Source organism: Geodermatophilus sp. SYSU D00700 (assembly GCF_054050255.1).
The window spans coordinates 185699-206158 of record NZ_JBJGZA010000001.1 but is presented as its reverse complement, the minus strand read 5'-3'; the positions used below and the strand labels follow the sequence as shown (position 1 = coordinate 206158).

At 75.3% G+C, this 20460-nt stretch carries 22 protein-coding genes; 7 read left to right on the top strand and 15 right to left on the bottom strand.

What is annotated here, in order from left to right; all coding sequences use genetic code 11:
• Window positions 1-212 precede the first annotated feature (212 nt).
• The 3 genes from ACI79V_RS00985 to ACI79V_RS00975 form a co-directional block, all read right to left on the bottom strand.
• Window positions 213-680 carry a hypothetical protein gene (locus ACI79V_RS00985; protein WP_456885999.1) on the bottom strand — a complete coding sequence of 156 codons (468 nt, stop codon included), beginning with the start codon at window positions 678-680 and terminating at the stop codon, window positions 213-215.
• Between the two features lie 76 nt (window positions 681-756).
• Window positions 757-951 (bottom strand): hypothetical protein, encoded by a 195-nt coding sequence (locus tag ACI79V_RS00980; protein WP_456885997.1) that lies wholly within the window; start codon window positions 949-951, stop codon window positions 757-759.
• A 558-nt stretch (window positions 952-1509) separates the two neighbouring features.
• Window positions 1510-2094 carry an ester cyclase gene (locus tag ACI79V_RS00975; protein WP_456885995.1) on the bottom strand — a complete coding sequence of 195 codons (585 nt, stop codon included), beginning with the start codon at window positions 2092-2094 and terminating at the stop codon, window positions 1510-1512.
• A 258-nt stretch (window positions 2095-2352) separates the two neighbouring features.
• On the opposite strand from ACI79V_RS00975, the gene ACI79V_RS00970 reads away from it, so the two are divergent.
• Window positions 2353-2667 carry a hypothetical protein gene (locus ACI79V_RS00970; protein WP_456885993.1) on the top strand — a complete coding sequence of 105 codons (315 nt, stop codon included), beginning with the start codon at window positions 2353-2355 and terminating at the stop codon, window positions 2665-2667.
• A 299-nt stretch (window positions 2668-2966) separates the two neighbouring features.
• On the opposite strand, the gene ACI79V_RS00965 is transcribed toward ACI79V_RS00970, so the two are convergent.
• Together ACI79V_RS00965 and ACI79V_RS00960 are read right to left on the bottom strand one after the other, a co-directional pair.
• Window positions 2967-3662 (bottom strand): GPP34 family phosphoprotein, encoded by a 696-nt coding sequence (locus tag ACI79V_RS00965; protein WP_456885991.1) that lies wholly within the window; start codon window positions 3660-3662, stop codon window positions 2967-2969.
• A 126-nt stretch (window positions 3663-3788) separates the two neighbouring features.
• Window positions 3789-4229 (bottom strand): VOC family protein, encoded by a 441-nt coding sequence (locus tag ACI79V_RS00960; protein WP_456885989.1) that lies wholly within the window; start codon window positions 4227-4229, stop codon window positions 3789-3791.
• A 134-nt stretch (window positions 4230-4363) separates the two neighbouring features.
• Between ACI79V_RS00960 and ACI79V_RS00955 the strand changes: the two genes are divergently transcribed.
• Window positions 4364-4984 (top strand): dihydrofolate reductase family protein, encoded by a 621-nt coding sequence (locus ACI79V_RS00955; RefSeq protein ID WP_456885987.1) that lies wholly within the window; start codon window positions 4364-4366, stop codon window positions 4982-4984.
• 30 nt (window positions 4985-5014) lie between these two features.
• Here the strand turns inward: ACI79V_RS00955 and ACI79V_RS00950 are convergent, their stop codons facing one another.
• Window positions 5015-5377, bottom strand: coding sequence for a hypothetical protein (locus tag ACI79V_RS00950; RefSeq protein WP_456885985.1), 363 nt, complete (start codon window positions 5375-5377; stop codon window positions 5015-5017).
• Window positions 5374-5799 carry a VOC family protein gene (locus tag ACI79V_RS00945; RefSeq protein ID WP_456885983.1) on the bottom strand — a complete coding sequence of 142 codons (426 nt, stop codon included), beginning with the start codon at window positions 5797-5799 and terminating at the stop codon, window positions 5374-5376. Before ACI79V_RS00945 ends, ACI79V_RS00950 begins: the two co-directional genes overlap by 4 nt.
• Before the next feature lie 127 nt (window positions 5800-5926).
• On the opposite strand from ACI79V_RS00945, the gene ACI79V_RS00940 reads away from it, so the two are divergent.
• A complete protein-coding gene (locus ACI79V_RS00940) occupies window positions 5927-6823 on the top strand; it encodes a pentapeptide repeat-containing protein (protein ID WP_456885981.1) in 897 nt (298 codons plus the stop codon).
• On the opposite strand, the gene ACI79V_RS00935 is transcribed toward ACI79V_RS00940, so the two are convergent.
• From ACI79V_RS00935 to ACI79V_RS00920, 4 genes are read right to left on the bottom strand one after another with little or no spacing between them, the layout of a single operon-like run.
• Window positions 6765-7202, bottom strand: a complete 438-nt coding sequence (locus ACI79V_RS00935; RefSeq protein WP_456875719.1) for a hypothetical protein — start codon at window positions 7200-7202, stop codon at window positions 6765-6767. The genes ACI79V_RS00940 and ACI79V_RS00935 overlap by 59 nt on opposite strands.
• Window positions 7203-7240: 38 nt before the next feature.
• Entirely contained in the window at window positions 7241-7657 is a 417-nt protein-coding gene (locus tag ACI79V_RS00930) for a hypothetical protein (RefSeq protein ID WP_456875718.1), read from the bottom strand.
• Window positions 7658-7680: 23 nt separating this feature from the next.
• Window positions 7681-9090, bottom strand: coding sequence for a Re/Si-specific NAD(P)(+) transhydrogenase subunit beta (gene pntB, locus ACI79V_RS00925; RefSeq protein ID WP_456885979.1), 1410 nt, complete (start codon window positions 9088-9090; stop codon window positions 7681-7683).
• A 2-nt stretch (window positions 9091-9092) separates the two neighbouring features.
• Window positions 9093-10628 (bottom strand): Re/Si-specific NAD(P)(+) transhydrogenase subunit alpha, encoded by a 1536-nt coding sequence (locus ACI79V_RS00920; protein ID WP_456886250.1) that lies wholly within the window; start codon window positions 10626-10628, stop codon window positions 9093-9095.
• A gap of 300 nt (window positions 10629-10928) precedes the next feature.
• Between ACI79V_RS00920 and ACI79V_RS00915 the strand changes: the two genes are divergently transcribed.
• Both ACI79V_RS00915 and ACI79V_RS00910 read left to right on the top strand, forming a co-directional pair.
• The gene (locus ACI79V_RS00915; protein WP_456885977.1) at window positions 10929-12995 is read left to right on the top strand and encodes a putative bifunctional diguanylate cyclase/phosphodiesterase; all 2067 of its coding nucleotides are present in this window, start codon (window positions 10929-10931) and stop codon (window positions 12993-12995) included.
• Complete coding sequence (locus ACI79V_RS00910) at window positions 12992-13828, top strand: HDOD domain-containing protein (protein WP_456885975.1); 837 nt, start codon at window positions 12992-12994, stop codon at window positions 13826-13828. Before ACI79V_RS00915 ends, ACI79V_RS00910 begins: the two co-directional genes overlap by 4 nt.
• Window positions 13829-13831: 3 nt before the next feature.
• Here the strand turns inward: ACI79V_RS00910 and ACI79V_RS00905 are convergent, their stop codons facing one another.
• The 3 genes from ACI79V_RS00905 to ACI79V_RS00895 form a co-directional block, all read right to left on the bottom strand.
• Window positions 13832-15073, bottom strand: coding sequence for a serine hydrolase (locus ACI79V_RS00905; RefSeq protein WP_456885973.1), 1242 nt, complete (start codon window positions 15071-15073; stop codon window positions 13832-13834).
• 103 nt (window positions 15074-15176) lie between these two features.
• Window positions 15177-16328 (bottom strand): acyl-CoA dehydrogenase family protein, encoded by a 1152-nt coding sequence (locus ACI79V_RS00900; RefSeq protein WP_456885971.1) that lies wholly within the window; start codon window positions 16326-16328, stop codon window positions 15177-15179.
• A gap of 7 nt (window positions 16329-16335) precedes the next feature.
• Window positions 16336-17511, bottom strand: a complete 1176-nt coding sequence (locus ACI79V_RS00895) for an acyl-CoA dehydrogenase family protein (RefSeq protein ID WP_456875712.1) — start codon at window positions 17509-17511, stop codon at window positions 16336-16338.
• Window positions 17512-17684: 173 nt separating this feature from the next.
• Here ACI79V_RS00895 and ACI79V_RS00890 point away from each other — a divergent pair, with 173 nt between their 5' ends.
• Complete coding sequence (locus ACI79V_RS00890; RefSeq protein WP_456885969.1) at window positions 17685-18848, top strand: MFS transporter; 1164 nt, start codon at window positions 17685-17687, stop codon at window positions 18846-18848.
• Window positions 18849-18855: 7 nt separating this feature from the next.
• On the opposite strand, the gene ACI79V_RS00885 is transcribed toward ACI79V_RS00890, so the two are convergent.
• Window positions 18856-19926 (bottom strand): DUF3616 domain-containing protein, encoded by a 1071-nt coding sequence (locus ACI79V_RS00885; protein WP_456885967.1) that lies wholly within the window; start codon window positions 19924-19926, stop codon window positions 18856-18858.
• 63 nt (window positions 19927-19989) lie between these two features.
• On the opposite strand from ACI79V_RS00885, the gene ACI79V_RS00880 reads away from it, so the two are divergent.
• Window positions 19990-20388: a TFIIB-type zinc ribbon-containing protein gene (locus tag ACI79V_RS00880; protein ID WP_456885965.1), complete on the top strand. Its 399-nt coding sequence runs from the start codon at window positions 19990-19992 to the stop codon at window positions 20386-20388.
• Window positions 20389-20460: the final 72 nt, after the last annotated feature.

Genomic DNA, 20460 nt, shown 5'->3' with positions numbered 1-20460 from the left:
GGGCCAGCTCGGCCTTCCTTGGTCACCCGCACGTGGCGCCCCCTCACCAGTCGTCGACATCCTTGTCAGCCCCGGCACCGCCGCCTCGGAACCTGGGGTCCCACAGCGGGCCGCTCAGGGGCACGTGGCCGGGCGGACCCCGAGCGCGGCTCCAGGGACAGTCCCAGAACGACGCGACGATCGACAGCGGCAACGACCAGTACCGCGGTGAGTCAGCCGAGCGGAACGTCGACCTCCGCCTCCATCGGCCCGCCACACTCCTCGGTGCCGCCGACGCGCGTCCAGTCGAGTGCTGCATCGACCCGGGTCTGGTGCCCGTCCGGCTCGACCACGGTCACTGCCACGAAGTCGGGCGTGGCCATCGTCGACAGATTGGCCGTCGAGCCCACCAGCGCGCCGGTCACCTCGGGGCCCAGGTCCTCGCGGCCGAGTTGGACGGCCCCGCACGGGGATGAGCATCGGGCGACCACCGTGCGGCCTTCCGCCGCCGGCCAGTCGCCGGTCAACCGAACGACGAGGGTGCGGCCGTAGTCGACCGCCGGACAGACCTGCCCCGCATCTCCGTCCAGCGATCCGGTTCCGCACGCTGTCAGCGTTGGAACGAGTGCCGTCGCGCCCAGGGCGAGGATGAGCGAGCCCGTCCACGAGGTGGCGCGGTGCATGAACGCGGTCGGCCACACCTCGCGTCTCCGTCGCCCTTCATGCGCCACGACGTGATCATGCACTCGCCACCAAGGTGTGTCCCTGGATGGGCCGCTATGGGCGACGAGCGACCTCGCGCCTGAAGTAGATGCCCAGCCCGACCGACAGCATGACTGCACCTACGCCGGCAAGGAGCGCCGCCCACATCGGCGGCACGCGTCCCACGCTCTCGATGACCCCGATGATCAGGAGGGCCGACCCGAGGCCGACGAGCAGCACGACCCGCACGGACGGCGCCGGGTAGGTCACGCCTCTGCTCCTCATGGCTGCAGCCTCGCAGTGAACGAGGGTCTCAACATCTCGCGCACGGTCCTCAAGTGGCCGCTGGGGGACACGCCCGGTCAGTCCCGAGAGCCGTCGGCCTGCACGGGCAGGTCTGGCAGCAAGGGGCGGCGCGGTTCCCGGACACCTGCACCGCCCTGTCGGTCGCGCAGGCTCACACGGACCACGACCGCGCGTGATGACAACCGCTCGCCGGGCCTGGGCAACTGGCTCCGTCACGCACCAGGGCTGACCGTGGCCCCAGCAGGACGACACCGACTCCGCGTTCTCGATCGTGAGTTCGAGGCCCCGCTCCGAGCAACGTCGGGCAGCGTCGTCCGGGTGGAGGCCGACCAAGTCGGGGGCGAGCGAGGGGTCGGTCATGCGCGCATGATCCGTCAGCGATACGGCATCCGACAGCGGTGACGGTGTCCGTTGGCGGGCCGCTTGAGGACACGAGCCGGCTCGCTGCGAAGGAGGCCTGTCGGGCACGGATGTGGGCTCCGTTCGCCGGATGACGATCGACCCCGGGCCTCGCCGACAGCACTAGACGACCGAGCTCCCGGGAGAGTCGGCGGCCTGCTTCGCCGTGTCAGCGGCTTGCTGGGACACCCTGATCGCGGTCTCGACCGCGCGGCCGTGGGCGCCGGTGATCTGCCACCTCGCCATCCGGATCATCGCTGCGGGCGTGGGAGGCAGGTGCCCCAGCCGAGTCATCAGGCCGAGGTCGTCGCGCACCTCGATGTGCTCCGCGAACAAGCCGTCCTGCAGGCGGAAGACATGACAGTGCCGGGCGGCGAACTCGCGTCCAGTGGGCGGGAATGCCACAGGCCGGCCACCCGGAGGGAACACGACGAGGGGCCCGTGCTGCCGTCCTCGCATCCAGACGTGGGCCATGATCCGCTCGCGCTCCGCGGCGGTCTCGATGATCTCGAAGCGGAGATCGGCGAAGGCGAGACGCAACCAGGCGCTGGTGGCCATGAGGCCGGGCAAGCCGGGTAGGGAGCAGGCAGGAGGCTCCTCCGCGGCCGTGTGATCGACATGGGTCGGGTGCAGCGAGCGTCCCGCCAGGTCGCTGTCTCCAGTGGCTACTCCGGTGAAGTGCTCGAGCACGCGCTGGCCTGCGTCCATCCCGGCCCTCCCTCGGCCGACCGGCCAGTCGTACTGGTCACCCACTCCTGGGCCAACGCCGTGAGGCATGCAGCGGTGGAGCGTGCGGTGGACGGGCGGCGCTCCGTCACTCCTCGCAGGCGGCCTGGGGGCATCGCCACATCGGCGCGGCTGTCCGCGCGTCAGGACGCGGCAGAGGGCGGATCTGACACCATCCGATCGATGCGCGGGCGACGGTCCTCCTGGACGGAGCTCACGCGGCGCGCTACCCGGCTCGGTGTGGTCACCACCCTTGCGCTGTGTGCCTTCGGGCTACTGCAGACCTTCGCCGGGACGGACGCCGGGGAGACCTGCACGCTCGTCGAGCAGGAGCGCTTCGGCGTCGAGTACTGGGCCGCCCACCGCAGCGGTCTCCTGCCGCCCTACAGGGCGCCGTGCAACGCCGACCACGACCTCGTTCCCGGGTGGGTCAACCCGGCGATCGCAGCGGGGGCGACGCTGTCCGCGGTCTGCGGCGCCGCTCCTGGCACCAGCAGGAGGATCGACCGCCGCCGGTCGGTCACCGGTCACCGGGCGGCCGGGGATCCGCTGTAGCCCGACCGCACGTCCTCGAGTTCGGACGTCGAACAGGAAGCCGGTGCCCTCTCCACCACCGCCGACAGCATCACCCGGGGAAGACCCACGGCGCGTTCCCGAACGGGGCGCCCGTGCGCCTCCCGCACCGCCGGCAGACCTTGTCGTCCGGACCCGAGGGTCCCTCGCCGTCCGGGTGTCGCTGGACGTAGGAGTGCAACCCGAACCGGCACCGCAGTGGCTTCCGAGTCATGAGCCGACGCTAGGAGTCGCCGATCCCGCCGGAAAGGGGAGTACGGCCCTGCGCGCCCGTGCCACGTCTACCCCGGGGTGTGCAGGTCGCGGCGCGTCGCCCTGGCGACGATCGCGTGGTGGCTGCATGCGCTCTCGAGGTCGTCCACCGCCACCTGGACCACCCACGCAGCACTGCCGCAGGCCTCGACGAGGTGCTCGTCGGCGGGACGGAACTCGCCGGCGAGCAGGCCCGCCACCGCCGCGAGGACGGCGGTGGCCGCCCAACCGGCGTCGACGCCGACTCCGCCGGGAGCGATGTCGGCCACCACGGGCATCAACTCGGCTCGCGACAGCCGCGGCGACGCCGCCCGATAGCGCGTGCCCCATCGGAGCAGGCGCGGCGTCTGCGGTATCCAGAGCCCACGGGCGACCAGATCCGCCGCCAGCTGATCGAGACCCACCGCGCCGTCGTCGACGACCTCACTCAGCGTCCGCGGTGGAGGGCCCACCAACTCCTGCGCCAGCGCCTCGGCCGGCGACGACAGCGGAGCTCCCGGGCCTGGCAGCAGCTCGATGTGGTCCTCACCCTCGATCAGCCGGCCCGCCAGCGCGAGATCGACGAGCAGCCCCGCCCGCACTGCGCGGACCGCCCACCGTGACTCGGTCAGCCGACCATCGCGCTGGAGGCACAGCAGCGCGAGCCGCGGACCGACGCCTTCGCCGTCCAGCGAGGCCAGGGGCTCCGCGGTGCCCTGAGCTCTCGCTTCTCCTTCGGCCGCCATGCCCGATCCCTTCGACGCAGCTCACGTGCACGCCCGACGAGACGATGCCGTGCGGGACGTCGCAGGGCCACCGCCGGGCCGCTGCGGGACACCGACGCCGAGGCGACAGAGGGGGTAAAGCCGGGCTCAGTCGAGCTGCTCGGCCAGCGCGATGATGATCCCCGCGGGGCCGCGGACGTAGCAGAGCCGGTGGCTGTCCTCGTACTGCGCCACCTCTCCGATGAGCTGCGCGCCGTGGGCTCGCAGGCCGGCGAGAGTGGCGTCGAGGTCGTCGACGGCGAACATGATGCTGCGCAGGCCCAGCGTGTTCCCCAGGGCGTTCTCCGGCTGCGGGCTGACCACCTCCGGGCTGTGGAACCTCGTCAGCTCGAGCCGGCCGTGGCCGTCCGGGGTCCGCATCATCGCGATGTCGACCCGGATGCCGTCGAGCGCGTTCACGCGGTCCGCCCACGGTCCCTCGATCGGCGCCTCGCCCTCCAGCTCCATGCCGAGCGCGGCGAAGAACGCCTTGGCCGCCTCGAGGTCGTCGACGACGACGCTGACGTGGTCCATCCGCTGGATCGTCACGGTGGTTCACCCTCTCCGTCGCGCGGCCTGTCGTGGCCACTCTCGTCCCCGGGACGGAGCCGACGCCCCGTCCTCGACAACCCGGACGAGGCACCCCGGAGATGAGTCCCGGGCCGTCGGGCGGTCACCACGGCATGGCCACCGTCATCTCGCACATGTCGATGTCCCTCGACGGCTTCGTCGCCGGCCCCGACCAGTCCGAGGAGCACCCGCTGGGGATCGGGGGTCTGGCCCTGCACCAGTGGCACATCGGCCGGCTGCACCCGGCGGACGTCCCCTGGCAGGAGCGGCTCCTCGACCGCGGCGACGCGTACGTCATGGGACGCAACATGTTCGGTCCGGTGCGCGGCCCCTGGCAGGGCGACTGGCGGGGCTGGTGGGGGAGCGAGCCGCCGTACCACGCCCCGGTGTTCGTGCTGACCCACCACGAGCGGGAGCCGCTCGAGATGGCGGGCGGCACGACCTTCTTCTTCGTCACCGGCGGGTTCGACGCCGCCTTGAGGCAGGCGAGCGACGCCGCCGGCGACGGCGTGGTCGACGTCGCCGGCGGCGCCTCCACCGTGCGCCAGGCGCTGGCGTCCGGCGCACTCGACGAGCTGGTGGTCGACCTCGTCCCGGCGGTGCTCGGGCGGGGCGAGCCGATCTTCACCGACCTCACCGGTGTCGACCTCACCCCGGTCGAGGTCGACAGCTCGCCGCTCGCCACCCACATCCGCTACCGGGTCGAGCGCCCGGCTCACCGACGGACGGCGTAGCGCTGCACTCCCGATCGGAGGACGGGGCGGTCAGCTCCGCGCCAGACGTCCGGCGTGCTCCTGTTCCTCCGGTCGCACCTCCGACGCCCAGGAGCGGACGAGCCGCCACGCCACGGCCCCGCCCTCCGGCGTCGCCCCCGTGCCCGCGGCCAGGGCGTCGTCGATCGCGGCCCGCACCTGCGGCGCGTCGTCGACCTCGGCCGCGAAGAGCACCCGCAGCCGGACCTCGTCGCCTGCCCGCTCGACGCGGGTGTGGTGCGGGGCGAGCGGGCACGGCGGCTCGTGCTCCCAGCTGCCGCACAGCGCGACGGTGATCGCGCCCCCCGGGGCACGGTCGTCGGCGCCGGGCTCCATCGACAGCAGTGCCTCGTGCGCGAACCGCTCCCTGGTCACTCGCCCACCGTGGCAGGCCCTGGCTGTACCTCGCCGGGCGGGCGCACGTCCACCCGCAGCGGGTGGTCGGCCGGGACCTCGACCAGCACGATCGCCACGCCGTCGGGGTCGGTGACCGTCGCCTCCAGCAGCCCCCACGGCCGGCGCCCGGGCTCGTCGACGACGGGGACGCCGGCCCGCGCGAGCCGGTCGACCTCGGCGGCGAGGTCGCGCACCTGCACCCACAGCGCCAGGCCGCGCGGCCGCTCGTCGGCCCGGCCGGAGACCTCGAGCAGGCCGTTGCCGAGGAAGAACACCAGGCCGCGGTGCTCGGGCGGGCCGAACTCGCGGTACACGGCCAGCCCCAGGACGTCGCGGTAGAAGGCCTGCGACCGGGCGGCGTCGGTGGGCCGCAGGAGCACGCGGCTGCTGAGCACGTCCACGCCGCCATCCTGGCCCGGCCCCCGCGTCGAGATCACGTGATCTCGACGCCTCAGGGCCGCCGGAGCGTCGAGATCGCGTGATCTCGGCGGGGACGGGGCAGGCAGCCGCGCCGCATACCCTCGAGCGGTGACCCCTCCCGCCTCCCCGGCGGCGGCGCCCGTCGACCGGCGGCGGGAGCTGCGCGCCGACTGCTCCGCCTGCGCGGGGCTGTGCTGCGTCCTGCCCGCGTTCGCCGCCTCGGCCGACTTCGCGATCGACAAGCCCGCCGGCCGGCCGTGCGTCCACCTCACCGCGGACGCCCGCTGCGGCATCCACGCCGACCTGCGGCAGCGCGGCTTCCCCGGCTGCACGGTCTTCGACTGCTTCGGCGCCGGGCAGCGGCTGGTGCGGGCCGCCGGCGTCGTGCGGCCGGCCGCCGACCCGGGCGTGGCCGCGGCCTTCCCCGTCCTGCGGCAGCTGCACGAGCTGCTCTGGTACCTCGCCGAGGCCGCCGACCGGCCGCTGCCCGCGCCGCTGCGCGCCGACGTCGCCGCGCTCACCGGGCGCACCGAGCGGCTGGCCGCCGGGGGGCCTGCGGAGCTGGCCGGCGTCGACGCCGCCGCGCTCCGCGCCGAGGCCGGCGAGCTGCTCGGCCGGGTCAGCGCCGCGGTCCGCCCCGGCGGCCGGGACCGGCGCGGTGCCGACCTGGTGGGCGCCGACCTGCGCCGCACCGACCTGCGCGGCACCAGCCTGCGCAGCGCCTACCTGATCGGCGCCGACCTGCGGGGCGCCGACCTCACCGCCGTCGACCTGCTCGGCGCGGACCTGCGCGCGGCCGACCTGCGCGGCGCCGACCTCTCCGGCGCGCTGTTCCTCACCCGCCCGCAGGTGGCCGCGGCGCGCGGCGACGGCGCCACCCGCCTGCCGGCCGCGCTGGAGCGCCCCGCGCACTGGCCGGCCAGGGCCGCCACGGCGACCGCACCGGTCACGGCACGGCGTCCCCGTCGTCGTCGGGGCGGCCGCGGCGGCGCAGCAGGCCGGTGACGCCGGCGACCCGCGACTGCGCCTGACGGATCGTCGAGATCATCGGCATGAGGTCCTCGTCGATGGTGCGGATGATGTCCGGCACGGCGTCGACCGCGGGGTCGTCGAGCACCCGGCCCACCCGCTCCAGCCCCGGCCGCAGCGCCCGCACCGGCTCCTCGAGCTCGCCGACCAGGTCCTCCAGCCGTTCCGCGGTCCGCTGCGCCGAGGAGATCGCCGACGTCGCCGTCGCGGTGGCGGCGATGAGGTCCCGGACGGCGGCGTTCAGGTCGGTCAGCGTGCGCGGCAGCTGCGCCAGCGCCTCGGTCTGCGCCTGGAGCGTGGTCAGCAACTCCGTGAGGCCGGGGATCTTCGGCATGCCGAGGCGGAAGGGGTCCACAGCGGCAACCGTCGCGCCCCCGGCGACCGCGCCGCAACTCAGCCCGGCAGCACCTCGCGCCAGCGCCGGCCGGCGGCCCGCCCGTCGCGGACGTCGGCCAGCCCCCGCAGGGCGTGCAGGTCGGCGAGCACGTGCGGCGGCAGCGTGCCGGTGAGCACCCCGACCGTGCCGACCGAGGACGCCAGCATCCCCGGGTTCGGCGCCGGCATGCCGTTGGGCCGGACGAAGGTGACCTTGAAGCGCTGCCCGGCCGCGGTGAGCTTCAGCCCGCCGCCGAACCACCACCACGGCCAGCTCACGTCCGTGACCGCGCCCAGCGGCACGTCGAACACGGGGGTGTCGCTGACGAAGGCCAGCCCGCGCCCGTCGGTGGCCAGGAAGCCGGGGACGTTGCGCAGGCCGCCGATCAGCCAGGCCGGGCTGACCAGCACGCCGGCGGTGGGGGTCGTGCTCACGGTGCTCCTCTCGGGAGGGGCCCTCACAGGGCCCGCAGGATGTCCTCGACGCGCTCCCGCGCGTCGCCGAACAGCATGCGGGTGTTCTCGCGGAAGAAAAGGGGGTTCTGCACGCCGGCGTACCCGGTGCTCATCGACCGCTTGAACACCACCACGTGCTCGGCCTCCCACACGTGCAGCACGGGCATGCCGGCGATCGGGCTGGCCGGGTCCTCGGCGGCGGCCGGGTTGACCGTGTCGTTGGCGCCGATGACCAGGACGACGTCGGTCTTGGCGAGGTCGTCGTTGATCTCGTCCATCTCCAGGACGACGTCGTAGGGCACCCGGGCCTCGGCCAGGAGCACGTTCATGTGCCCGGGCAGCCGCCCCGCGACCGGGTGGATGCCGAACCGGACCTCGACGCCCTTGTCGGTGAGCGTGCGGGTCAGCTCGGCGACGGCGTTCTGCGCGTGCGCCACCGCCATGCCGTAGCCCGGCGTGATGACGACGCTGCCGGCGTCGCGGAGCAGCTCGGCGACCTCCTCGGCGGTCACCTCGGTGTGCTCGCCCTCGACGTCGCCGGAGGCCGCGGTGGCGCCCTCGTTGCCGAAGCCGCCGGCGATGACCGACAGGAAGGAGCGGTTCATCGCCTGGCACATGATGTAGCTGAGGTAGGCACCGGAGGAGCCGACCAGCGCACCGGTGATGATCAGCAGGTCGTTGTCGAGCAGGAAGCCCGAGGCGGCGGCCGCCCAGCCCGAGTAGCTGTTGAGCATCGAGACGACGACCGGCATGTCGCCGCCGCCGATCGAGGCGACCAGGTGCCAGCCCAGCGCCAGCGCCAGCACGGTCAGCGCTGCCAGCACGCCCAGCCCCGGTGAGACGACGAAGACCACGGTCAGGACGGCGAACGCGGCGAGGGCGCCGACGTTGAGCGCGTTCTTGCCCGGCAGCACCAGCGGGTTGCTGCGGATGCGTCCCGACAGCTTGAGGTAGGCGACGACCGAGCCGGTGAACGTGACCGCGCCGATGAACACCCCGATCGCCACCTCGGCGGAGTGGATGCCCACGGGCAGGTCCAGCACCTCGGCCTGGCCGGCGGGCGCGCCCTCCACCGACAGGTAGCCGTTCCAGCCCACCAGCACCGCGGCCAGGCCGACGAAGCTGTGCAGCAGCGCGATGAGCTCGGGCATGCCGGTCATCTCGACGATCCGGGCCCGCCAGATGCCGATCGCGGCGCCGAGCACCATGGCCACGGCGATCAGGCCGATCGACAGCGCGTCGCCGTCGCGGGCGGCCAGCCCGATGGTGGCGACCAGCGCGATCGCCATGCCGGCGATGCCGTAGGCGTTGCCCGCCTTGGCGGTCTCGTGCCGGGACAGGCCGGCCAGGCTGAGCACGAACAGCAGGCCGGCGACGATGTAGGCCGCCGACGCGGCGGTGGTGGCGGTCATGGTCAGGCCCTCCGGAACATGCCGAGCATGCGGCGGGTCACGGCGAAGCCGCCGAAGACGTTGATGCTGGCCAGCAGCACGGCGAGGAAGGCGAGGACGGTCACCACCGTGCTGACGTGCCCGAGCTGCAGCAGCGCGCCGACCACGATGATCCCCGAGATCGCGTTGGTGACGCTCATCAGCGGGGTGTGCAGCGCGTGGTGCACGTGCCCGATCACGTAGAAGCCCACGACCACGGCGAGGGCGAACACGGTCAGGTTGCCGATGAGCTCGTCGGGGGAGAAGGCGGCGAGCAGGAAGAGCAGCGCGCCGGCCAGGCCGACCAGCGCCGCCCGCCGCTGCGGGGCGGGGGTCGTCGCGGCCGGTGGGGGCAGCGGCGCGGGTGGCGGCGCGGCGGCCGGTGCCGGGGCGGCCGACACCTGCACCGGGGGCGGCGGCCACAGCCTCTCGCCGGCCCGCGCCACGGTCATGCCCCGCACGACGACGTCGTCGAGGTCGAGCACCAGCCGCCCGTCCTTGCCGGGGGTGAGCAGCGTCAGCAGGTTGACCAGGTTGGTGGCGAACAGCTGCGAGGCCTGGGCCGGCAGCCGGGCGGGCAGGTCGGTGTAGCCGATGATCGTCACGCCGTTCGGGGTCACCACCACCTCGTCGGGCACCGAGCCCGCCACGTTGCCGCCCTGCGCGGCGGCCATGTCGACGACCACCGAGCCCGGCCTCATGCTCGCCACCATGTCCTCGGTGAGCAGCCGGGGCGCCGGCCGGCCGGGGATGAGCGCGGTGGTGATGACGACGTCGACGTCGCGGGCCTGCTCGGCGTACATGACGGCGGCGCGCGCGTCGAAGTCCTCGGAGGTGACCGAGGCGTAGCCGGTGCCGCCGGCGGCCGCCTGCTCGCCCTCGTCGGCGGGCACGCCCACGTACTCGCCGCCGAGGGAGCGCACCTGCTCGGCGACCTCCGGGCGGACGTCGGTGGCGCGCACGATCGCGCCGAGGCTGTTGGCCGTGCCGATCGCGGCCAAGCCCGCGACGCCGGCGCCGGCGACGAACACCGTGGCCGGGGGCACCTTGCCCGCGGCGGTGACCTGGCCGGTGAAGAACCGGCCGAAGGCGTGCGCGGCCTCGACGACGGCGCGGTAGCCGGCGATGTTGGCCATCGACGACAGCACGTCCAGCGACTGCGCCCGCGAGATGCGGGGGACGGCGTCCATCGCCAGGGCGGTGACGCCGCGGGCGACCAGCGCGTCGAGCAGGTCCGGCGACAGCGCCGGCGCGAGCAGGCTGACCAGCACGGCGTCCGGGCGCAGCAGCGCCACCTGCTCGGGGGTGGGGGCGTTGACGTGCAGGACGACGTCGGCGGCCCACGCGTCGGCGGCCGGCCCGATCCGCGCGCCCGCGGCGACGTAGGCCTCGTCGGGGAAGGACGCCGCCGCCCCGGCACCGGCCTCGACGAGGACCTCGTGGCCCAGCGCGCACAGCCGCCCGACGCTCACCGGCGTCGCGGCCACCCGCGTCTCGTTCCGTCGGGTCTCTGCCGGCACACCGATCAGCACGCGCACTCCATCGACAGCTCGGGCCGGCGACCCCGCCGGCGGACCGGGTGGTGCAGCGGGGGAGGCGGGCGGGCCGACCCCGGTGCTGCATCGTGACAGGCGCCGGCGCCGTCCCGGGCCACCCCCGACGGATTCGTGACCCGATCGCACGGAACCGCGTGGTCCCCCGACCGGGTGAGGGCCGGGTGCGCCCGGCTGGAGCCCGACCCGCGACGTGCCGAGGGTGCCGGGGAGTCCCCACGCCGGGACGCCGGCCGACCCAGGCCACCGACAGCAGGGAGGAGACCCGTGCCCGCCAGCCCGAGCACGACGGGCCAGCCCGGCGGCGCGTCGCCGGAGGTGGTGGCCGCGGTGTTCGCCGCGGCCGCGGCCGGCGACGAGGCGGTGCTGGTGGTCGAGGCCGCCGCCGGCACGCCGCGGGTCGCCTGGGCCAACCGGGGCGCGGTCGCGCTGCTGGGCGACGCGCCGTCCGGCCTGCCGGTGCCGGACCTGCTGCCCACCCTGCCGCCGGCGGAGCTGCCCGTGCTGCTGCGCCGCGGTCGCACGTCCCGGCTGGCGCTGCCCGTCCGCACCGCCGGCGGCCGCCTGGTCGACGCCGTCGTGCGGGCGACGCCGGCGCCGTCCGGGCGGGCGTGGACGCTGACGGTCGCCACCGGGGCCGCCGACGCCGAGCGGGCCTCGCGGGCCACCGCCGCCGCGGCCGAACGGCGCTTCGCCACCCTCACCGAGCGCTCGCCGGTGCCGACGGTCCTCTCCGAGCAGGGCATGCGGCTGGCGCACGTCAACGACGCGTTCTGCCGGCTCGTCGGGCGGCCGGCCGCGGACCTGCTGGGCACCGGGTGGACCGACTGCGTGCACCCCGACGACCTCGGCGCCGTCGTGGAGGCCGTGGCCGCCGTCCTGCAGGGCAGCGACGTCGAGGCCGGCGCCCGGCTGGTGCGCGCCGACGGCACCGAGCGGTCGGCGCTGCTGCGCCTGGGCCACGTGTTCACCCCCGGGGCGGGCGCCGGTTTCCTGGGCACCGTCGAGGACGTCACCGAGCGGCTGGCCTTCGAGGCGCGCCTGGCCCACCAGGCCTCCCACGACCCGCTGACCGGCCTGCCCAACCGCACCCTGCTCGACCAGCACCTGGCCGAGGCCTTCGCCGCGGCCCGCGCGCTCCCCGGCGGCCGGGGCGTGGCCTGCCTGTTCCTCGACCTCGACGACTTCAAGGTGGTCAACGACTCCCTCGGTCACGAGGCCGGCGACGAGCTGCTCGTCGAGGTGGCCGGCCGGCTGCGCGCCACCGTCCGACCCGGGGACCTCGTGGCCCGGTTCGGCGGGGACGAGTTCGTCGTCGTCTGCCACGACGTCGACGAGGCCGCCGCCGCCGCGCTGGCCGCGCGGGTCGTCGACGCGCTCGCCGCGCCGGTCTCCCTGGCCGGGGTCCTCTTCCGGCCGCACGCCAGCGTGGGCGTCACCGTGCAGGCCCCCGAGCACGCCGACGCCGCGGACCTGGTGCGCGACTGCGACATCGCGATGTACCAGGCCAAGGCCGGCGGCAAGGGCCGGGTGCGGGTGCTCGACCGGGCGGGACGCGCCGAGGCCCGCGCCAAGCTGCGGCTGGTCGCCGACCTGCGGGACGCGATCGAGCAGCGCGAGGTCGCGCTGCACTACCAGCCGATCCTCGCCGCCGGGGACGGGTCGCTGGACGCCGTCGAGGCCCTCGCCCGGTGGGTGCACCCCGAGCAGGGGCCGATCAGCCCGGCCACCTTCGTGCCGCTGGCCGAGGAGAGCGGGCTCATCGGCGCGCTGGGGCTGCTGGTGCTCGACGAGGCCTGCCGGCAGGTGGCCGCGTGGGACCGCGAGCTGGGCCCGGCCGCCCCGCCCCGGGTCAACGTCAACGTCTCGGCGCTGCAGCTCGACGGGAGCCTGCGCGACGCGGTGGTCGCCGCGCTGGACCGGCACGGCCTCGCCCCCGCCCGGCTGTCGGTCGAGATCACCGAGTCGGCGCTGATGACCGACCCCGCGGCGGCGCGCACGGTGCTGCAGTCGCTGCGTGACCTCGGCGTGGCGGTGGCCATCGACGACTTCGGCACCGGGTACTCCTCACTGGCCTCGCTGCGGCACCTGCCGGTGACCTGCCTGAAGGTGGACCGGTCCTTCGTCGCCGAGCTCGCCGAGGGCCACGCCGAGATCGCCACCGCCGTGATCGCGATGGCCCGCAGCCTGGGGCTGTCCACGGTCGCGGAGGGGGTGGCGACCCCCGGCCAGGCCGCGGCGCTCACCGCGCTGGGGGCCACCTACCTGCAGGGCTTCTCCCTGGCCCGCCCGATGGACGGCGCCACCACCGCCGCGTGGGCCGGTGCCCGGTGAGCGCGCACCTGCACGCCGTCCCGTCGCTGGGCGCCCCGCCGGCGGTCGACCTCGACCGGCTGCTCGCCCGGATGGACACGATGGCCGGGCAGCGACCGGTGGCCGCGCAGGTGGTCGCGGTGGCCACCACCGAGGACGCCAGCGCCACCCGGCTGGCCGGGGTGCTCGCCGGCGACGTCGCCCTGGCGGGCCGGGTGATGAAGCTGGCCAACTCGGCCTACTTCGGCATGAGCGGCCGGGCGACCACGCTGCAGTTCGCGGTCACGGTGGTCGGCTTCACCGCGGTGCGGACCATGGCGACGGTCGCGCTGACCTGCCTCGACGACGAGGAGCACCTGCCCGAGGGGTTCTGGGAGACCAGCACCGGGGTGGCGCTGGCCGCGTCGGTGCTGGCGCCACGCTTCGGCGCCCGGCCGCAGGACGCCCTGTGCCTCGGGCTGCTCGCCCAGGTCGGGGTGGCCCTGCTGCACGGCGACGACCCCGCGGGCTACTGGGCGCTGGCCGGCGGCGCCCGCTCGTTCGCCGCACGGCGCGCCGCCGAGGTGTCCCGCTACGGCATCTCCGCGCTGCGGCTGTCGGCGGTGGCGCTCGAGCAGTGGGGCTTCCCGGCCGTCATGGTCGGGCCGCTGGCCGCCGCCGACGACCCCGCCGCCCCCGACGGCGCGCTGCTGCGCGTCGCCTTCGAGGTCGGCGCGCGCTCCGCCGACCCGGCGCACGAGCCGGTGCCGGTGGAGCGGCTCAGCGGCGGGCTGCTGCGCGAGGACGGCGTCGCGGCGGTGCTGGAGCAGGTGGCCGCCGCGGCCGAGGACCTGCGCCGGGCGATCACCGGCTGACGGTCAGGCCGCGGCGACCCGGTCGGTGACGTCGCGCAGCACCGCCGTCCAGTCCTCCAGCACCGCCTCCCGGCCCATCCGCACGACGACGACGTCGGTGGCCGGGTCGACGTAGACGAACTGCCCCTTGTTGCCGCGGGCGGAGAAGCGGCCCTCCCGCTCGGTGTCGACCCACCACCAGTACTGGTAGTGCTCGGCCGGGTCGGTGGCGGTGTCGCGCGCGGTCGCCTCGGCGACCCACGCGGCGGGTACGACCTGCGCGTCGCCGGCGCGGCCCTCGCGGGCGAACAGCAGGCCGAAGCGGGCGAAGTCGACCGCCCGCGCGTTGACCCCGCTCTCCATCTTCGGGAAGCCGGTGGCCTCGCTGTCGGCACTCCAGCTGGCGTCGGCCTCGGCGCCCATCGGCCCCCACAGCACCTCGGCGGCGTACTCCTCCACCGGCCGGCCCACCGCCCGCTCCAGCGCCAGCCCGACCAGCAGCGGGTTGTAGTTGTTGTAGAGCCACGTCCGCCCGGGCGGCTCGACGACCTCGACGGTGAGGGCGAGCGCGCGCAGGTCGGGGTCGTAGTAGGTGAGCGCGTCGTCGCTCCACGGCAGGCCCTGCTCCTCGTAGGCCAGGCCCGAGGACATGGTGACCAGGTGCCGCAGGGTGATCCGGGCGGCGTCGGGGTCGCGGTCGAGCAGCTCGGGCACGTAGGCGGTGACCGGGTCGTCGAGGCCGCCGATCTCGCCGCGCTCGATCGCGATGCCCACCAGCGTGGACAGCACGGACTTGGCCACGGAGAACGACGTCTGCACCGACTCCCGGGACCCGCCGCCGGGGTAGCGCTCCACGAGCAGCTCGTCGCCGCGCAGCACGAGGAAGGCCGTCGTCTGCGTGCGGGCCAGCAGGTCGTCGAGGTCCTCCTCGCCGGATCCGGGGACGGTCACCCGGTCGAGGACGCCGGCGGGCAGGGTGCCGGGGCGCAGCGGCAGCGGGGTCCCACCGGCCGGGATCGGGAGGGCCGGGAAGCGGCGCCAGTCGTCGACGTCGGCGTCCATCCACACGACGGCGCGGGCGGTGGCGGAGGAGTCCAGCGACGCCCGCGCCCACAGCTGCAGCCCGCCGGCGGCCACCGCCGTCCACACCAGGACCGCGACCAACCCCGCCGCGACGCGCCCGCTGCGGCGGCGGACCGGGCGGGCCGCCGCCCAGGCCAGGGCGACGCCGATCGCGAGCGGGAGGAGCAGCCAGGCGACGTGCACGGCAGGGCACCCTAGGCGGCGCCGGCCCGGACGGGCCCGCAGACGCGCGCGGCCGGCGCCCCCGAGGGGTTACGCCGGCCGCGGTGCGGTGGGTGCGGGGTCGTCAGCCCGTGTAGGGCGCGCCCAGCGGGTCGACGGTCGGGTAGGAGTCGACGGTCTCCGCCAGCCGGTCGGCGGCCCAGTCGCCGTCGCCGAGCAGGTGGTCGATCGCGGTGAGCCGGCTGGTGTAGTGCCCGACCGAGTACTCCGCGGTGACCCCGATGCCGCCGTGCAGCTGGATGGCCTCCTTGCCGATGTGGCGGCCGGCGCGGCTGGTCTGCAGCCGCGCGCGGTGCCCGGCGGTGACGACGTCGCCGCCGGCGTCGGCCACCATGCTCGCCCACAGCGCGGTGCTGCGGGCCAGCTCCAGCGACACGTACATGTCGGCCGCCCGGAAGGTCAGCGCCTGGAACCGGTTGAGCGTGACGCCGAACTGCTTGCGCGTCTTCAGGTACTCCGACGTGGTCCGCAGCGCGGTGTCCATCGCCCCGACCGCCTCGTTGGCGTAGGCGATCCGGGCCAGGGCCTGGGCGCGCTCGACGTCGGCGCTGCGGTCGGCCGTGCCCTCGCCGAGCAGCTCGGCGGGGGTCCCCTCGAAGACCACGTTGGCCGCGCGGCCGCCGTCGTGCGTGCGGTAGCCGGTGCGGGCGAGGCCGGTGGCGTCACCCTGCACGAGGAACAGCGCGGTGCCGCCGTCGACGGCCGCGGAGACCACCAGGACGTCGGCGCGGGCGCCGTTCGGCACCGGCTCCTTGGCGCCGGTCAGCGCCCAGCCCTCGCCGTCGCGCGTGGCGGTGACCGCCGACGCCGCGGGGCTCCAGCGCGCGGCCGGCTCGGCGTGCGCGAACGCGAGCACGCTCGAGCCCTCCGACAGCGGCCCGAGGACCGCCGTCCGCTGCGCGTCGGTGCCGACGGCGGCGACCAGCCCGCCGGCCAGCACGACCGACTCGACGAAGGGCTCGGGCGCGAGGACCCGGCCCATCTCCTCGGCGACGATGCCGACCTCGATCGGCCCGGCCCCCATGCCGCCGTGCTCCTCGGCGAAGGGCAGCCCCAGCACGCCCATCTCGGCCAGCTGGGCCCAGGTCTTCTCGTCGAAGCCCGGCTCGGCGGCGACGACCTGGCGGCGCCGCTCGCTGTCGGCGTAGGCGCGCTGCAGCAGGCCGCGCACGGCCTCCCGCAGGTCGTTCTGCTCGCTGTCGTAGGTGAAGTCCACGGCTACCTCACAACCCCAGGATCGTGCCGGCGATGATGGTCCGCTGGACCTCGTTGCTGCCTCCGTAGATGGAGACCTTGCGGTAGTTCAGGTACTCCGGCGTGGCCACCCGGGCCCAGTCGGGGACCTGCGAACCGCCGTCGGCGAACGAGGCCAGCGAGAGCGGGCCGGCGATGTCGACGATCAGCTCGGTGGCCGCCTGCTGCAGCTCCGACCCGCGGAGCTTGAGCACCGACGACGCCGGGTGCGGCTTGCCGTCGGCGGAGTTGGCGACCACGCGCAGCGCGGTGAGCTCGAGCGCCAGCAGCTCGTTCTCCAGCTCGGCGATGCGCGCGGTGGTGCGGGGGTCCTCCGACAGCGGCCGGCCGCCGGCGTGCACCTCGCGGGCGAACTGCTTGGCCTGCGCGATGAGCTTCTTCGTGGCGCCGACGCGGGCGATGCCCACGCGCTCGTTGCCGAGGAGGAACTTGGCGTAGTCCCAGCCGCGGTTCTCCTCGCCGATCAGGTTCTCGGCGGGCACGCGGACGTCCTCGAAGAAGACCTCGTTGACCTCGTGGCCGCCGTCGATCAGCTGGATCGGGCGCAGCGTGACGCCGGGGGAGTCCATCGGGAAGACCAGCATCGAGATGCCGCGCTGCTTCTTCTCCGCCGTCGGGTCGGTGCGGACCAGGCAGAAGATCCAGTCGGCGTGCTGGCCGAGGGTGGTCCAGGTCTTCTGCCCGTTGACCACCCAGTCGTCGCCGTCGCGGACGGCGGTGGTGCGCAGCGAGGCGAGGTCGGAGCCGGCGTCGGGCTCGGAGAAGCCCTGGCACCACCAGATGTCGAGGTTCGCCGTGGCCGGCAGGAAGCGCTCCTTCTGCTCCTGGTTGCCGAAGGCGGCGATGACCGGGCCGATCATGCTGGTGTTGAACGCGAGCGGCTCGGGCACGTTGGCCAGCTGCATCTCCTCGCGCCAGATGTGCCGCTGCAGCGGCGTCCAGTCCTTGCCGCCCCACTCCACCGGCCAGTGCGGTACGGCCAGGCCCGCGGCGTTGAGCACCCGCTGGGCCTGGATGTACTGCTCGCGGCTCAGGTGCCGGCGCGCCGCGAGCGTGTCGCGGACCTCCTGCGGCACCTGCGTGGTGAAGAAGGTGCGCATCTCATCCCGGAAGGCCTCCATCTCCGGGGAAAGCTGCAACCGCATGGGACCTCTCTCCTGACGGCGCCCGGTGGCGGCCGTCTCGACGTGTCCTCCGACGATCCCACACCGGTTACTGATCAGTACGTGCGACTCCCGCGCGTCGCGGGGCGGTGTCGCGGACCCGTCGCCGGGACGGGCGGCGGGTCGTCGTGACGGGCCCGGAGCACGATGGGCGGGTGCCCGGGGGGAACCGCCTGCTGCTGGCGGCGGTCCTGCTCACCGCGCTCAACCTGCGGGCCGCGATCGCCGCCGTGGGCCCGGTGCTCGGCGACGTCCGGGACGACCTGGACCTCTCGGCCGCGGAGGCCGGGCTGCTGACCGCGCTGCCGGTGCTGTGCTTCGCCGTGCTCGCGCCGGCCGCCGCCGCGGCCGGGCGGCGGCTGGGTGCCGGGCCGGCGGTGCTCGGGTCGCTGGTGGTGCTCGCCGTCGCCCAGGGCCTGCGGGTGCTCGACGGGCCGCCGGTGCTGCTGGCCGGCACCCTCCTGGCCGGCGCGGCCATGACGGTGGGCAACGTGCTCCTGCCGGCCGTGGTCAAGGCGGGGTTCGGCGGGCGCGCGGCCACCGTGACCGGCCTCTACACCGCGGCGCTGGTCGCCGGTGCCGCCGCCGGCGCCGCGCTCACCGCGCCGCTGGCGGCCGTGCTGGGCTGGCGCGGTGCGCTCGCCGCGGAGGGGCTGCTGGCCGTGGCCGCCGCGGCGGTGTGGGCGCGGGCCGCCCGGGACGCCACCGCCGGCCCGGACGCCGCGAGCCCGGCGCCGGCCCGGCGCGCGCGGCTGTGGCGGTCCCCGGTGGCGTGGGCGGTCACCGCGGTCCAGGCGCTGCACTCGACGCTGTACTTCTCGCTCACCGCGTGGCTGCCGACCCTGCTGGCCGACCGCGCCGGCACCGACGCGGCCACCGGCTCGCTGGCCGCGTCGGTGTTCCAGGTGCTCGGCATCGCCGGCAGCCTGCTGGTGCCCGTCGTGCTCGCCCGCCGCCCGGGCCAGGCGGGGCTCGCGCTCGCCGTCGCCGCGCTGTGGACCGTGCCGGTCGCCGGGCTGCTCGCCGCCCCCGGCGGCTGGCCGCTGTGGGCGGTGCTGGGCGGGCTGGCGCAGGGCGCCGGCATCGCGCTGGCGGTGACCCTCGTCGTGCTGCGCTCGGCCGACGCGGGCACCGCCGCCCGGCTGTCGGGCATGACCCAGCTGGTCGGCTACACCGCCGGCGCGCTCGGCCCGGTCGTCGTCGGTGCGCTGTCGGAGGCCACCGGCGGGTGGACCGCGCCGCTGGTGCTTCTGCTCGCCGTCGGCGCCGGGCTGGCGGCGGCCGGGGTGGCCGCCGCCCGCCCGGTCCGGATCGGCTGAGCGGGGGTCAGGGCAGCTGGACGACGTCGGCGACCACGCCGCCGTCGGCGGTCAGCCGCTCGGGGGCCGGGCTGTCGTAGACGACCAGCAGCCGGCCGTCCTCCGGGGCGCCGAGCAGCCCGATGCCCTCGGCGTGGTCGTCACCGTCGCCGTAGGGCAGCGCCAGCTCGCGGGTGAGCCGGTCGCCGCGGACGACGGCCGGCTCCTCGCACACGAGCGCGCCGTGCCAGCGGTAGACGTACACCGGGCCGTCGAGGTCCATGGTCGGCCCGGCCAGCACCAGCAGGTCCTCGCCGTGCGGGCACAGGTCGCGCACCCCGAGGCCGGCCAGCCGCAGCACGTGCTTGCGGTAGCGGCACCCGTCGGGGAACCTCCGCAGGCGCAGCCGGGCGGGGTCGCGCTCGTCGACCTCGGGCCGCAGCTCCAGCACCACCGCCCAGCCGCGCAGCACCGGCCCGCGCAGGCCCAGGTACACCCGGTCGCCGGCGACCGCGATGCCCTCGACGTCGAGGCCGTTGTCCTTGCTGGGGATGGCGAGGAACGGGCCGAGGTGCTCGTCGTCGGCGAGCAGGTCGCGCAGGTCCTTGCCGCGGGTGCCGAAGACGGCGGCGCTGCGGGTGCCGTCGTCCTTGACCAGGGTGGGCAGCCCGTCGACGTCGACCACCGGGATCCGGGCGATGATCTGCCGGCGCGGCTGCCCGGTGACCTTCGCCAGCCGGCGCAGCGCCTGCTGGCCGTCGTGCTCGTCGCGGATCCGGCGGCGGCGCAGGCTGTGCGAGCCGACCGCCCACACCGCGCCGTCGTGGCGGGCGATGCCCTCGATGTCGGCCTCCTCCTCGACGCCGGGGCCGGTCCCGCCCGGGAGGGGCACGAGATCGGCGAGGGAGAAGGTGGTCTGGTCGCCGTAGCTTGTGGGGTCCGCGGGGTCGTCCGCGACGAGCCGCTCGATGGTGGCGGTCTCGTCGCCGGCGACCCAGAGCACCCGGCCGTCGCTGCGGACGGCGGAGAGGTTGGTGTGGGTGAGGTCCTCGCGGGAGGCCGCGCCGAACCGGAGGGTCACCGTGCGGGTCGTCGTCACGGGCGCGCACTGTGGCACGGTCCGGCGCCGTCCGGGGCACTCCCGAGCGTCGTACCGTGCGGCATGGATCTCGTCTGTCCCAAGTGCCAGGGAACGATGCGCACCTACGAGCGCAACGGCGTCCACGTCGACCAGTGCACCGAGTGCCGTGGCATCTTCCTCGACCGCGGTGAGCTCGAGCGGCTCATCGACGCCGAGAACTCCTGGCACGGCGCGCAGCAGCGGGCCCGGCCGGCCCCGCAGCAGCACGGCGCCGCCCAGCAGTACGGCACCCCGCAGCCGCACGGCGCTCCGCAGCAGCACGGCGCGCAGTACCCGGCCGCCGGCGGAGCGGGCCTGGGCGCCGTGGTGAACGAGGTGCTCGGCGCGGTGACCCGGTCGTCGTCGCACTCCTCGCACGGCTCCTACGGCTCGCACGGCAAGAAGCGCAAGGAGTCGTTCCTGTCCGACCTGTTCGGCTAGGGCGACACCTCACCTCCGCGGACGGTCGTGCTCTGCACACACCTGTAGGCAGAGCACGACTGCGCACGGCAG

Excerpts from the sequence above, each read along its gene's own strand:
- ACI79V_RS00965 (WP_456885991.1), bottom strand. The coding sequence starts at position 3,662 with ATGGCGGCCGAAGGAGAAGCGAGAGCTCAGGGCACCGCGGAGCCCCTG.
- pntB (WP_456885979.1), bottom strand. The coding sequence starts at position 9,090 with ATGACCGCCACCACCGCCGCGTCGGCGGCCTACATCGTCGCCGGCCTG.
- ACI79V_RS00880 (WP_456885965.1), top strand. The coding sequence starts at position 19,990 with ATGGATCTCGTCTGTCCCAAGTGCCAGGGAACGATGCGCACCTACGAG.
- ACI79V_RS00975 (WP_456885995.1), bottom strand. The coding sequence starts at position 2,094 with ATGGACGCAGGCCAGCGCGTGCTCGAGCACTTCACCGGAGTAGCCACT.
- ACI79V_RS00955 (WP_456885987.1), top strand. The coding sequence starts at position 4,364 with ATGGCCACCGTCATCTCGCACATGTCGATGTCCCTCGACGGCTTCGTC.
- ACI79V_RS00895 (WP_456875712.1), bottom strand. The coding sequence starts at position 17,511 with ATGCGGTTGCAGCTTTCCCCGGAGATGGAGGCCTTCCGGGATGAGATG.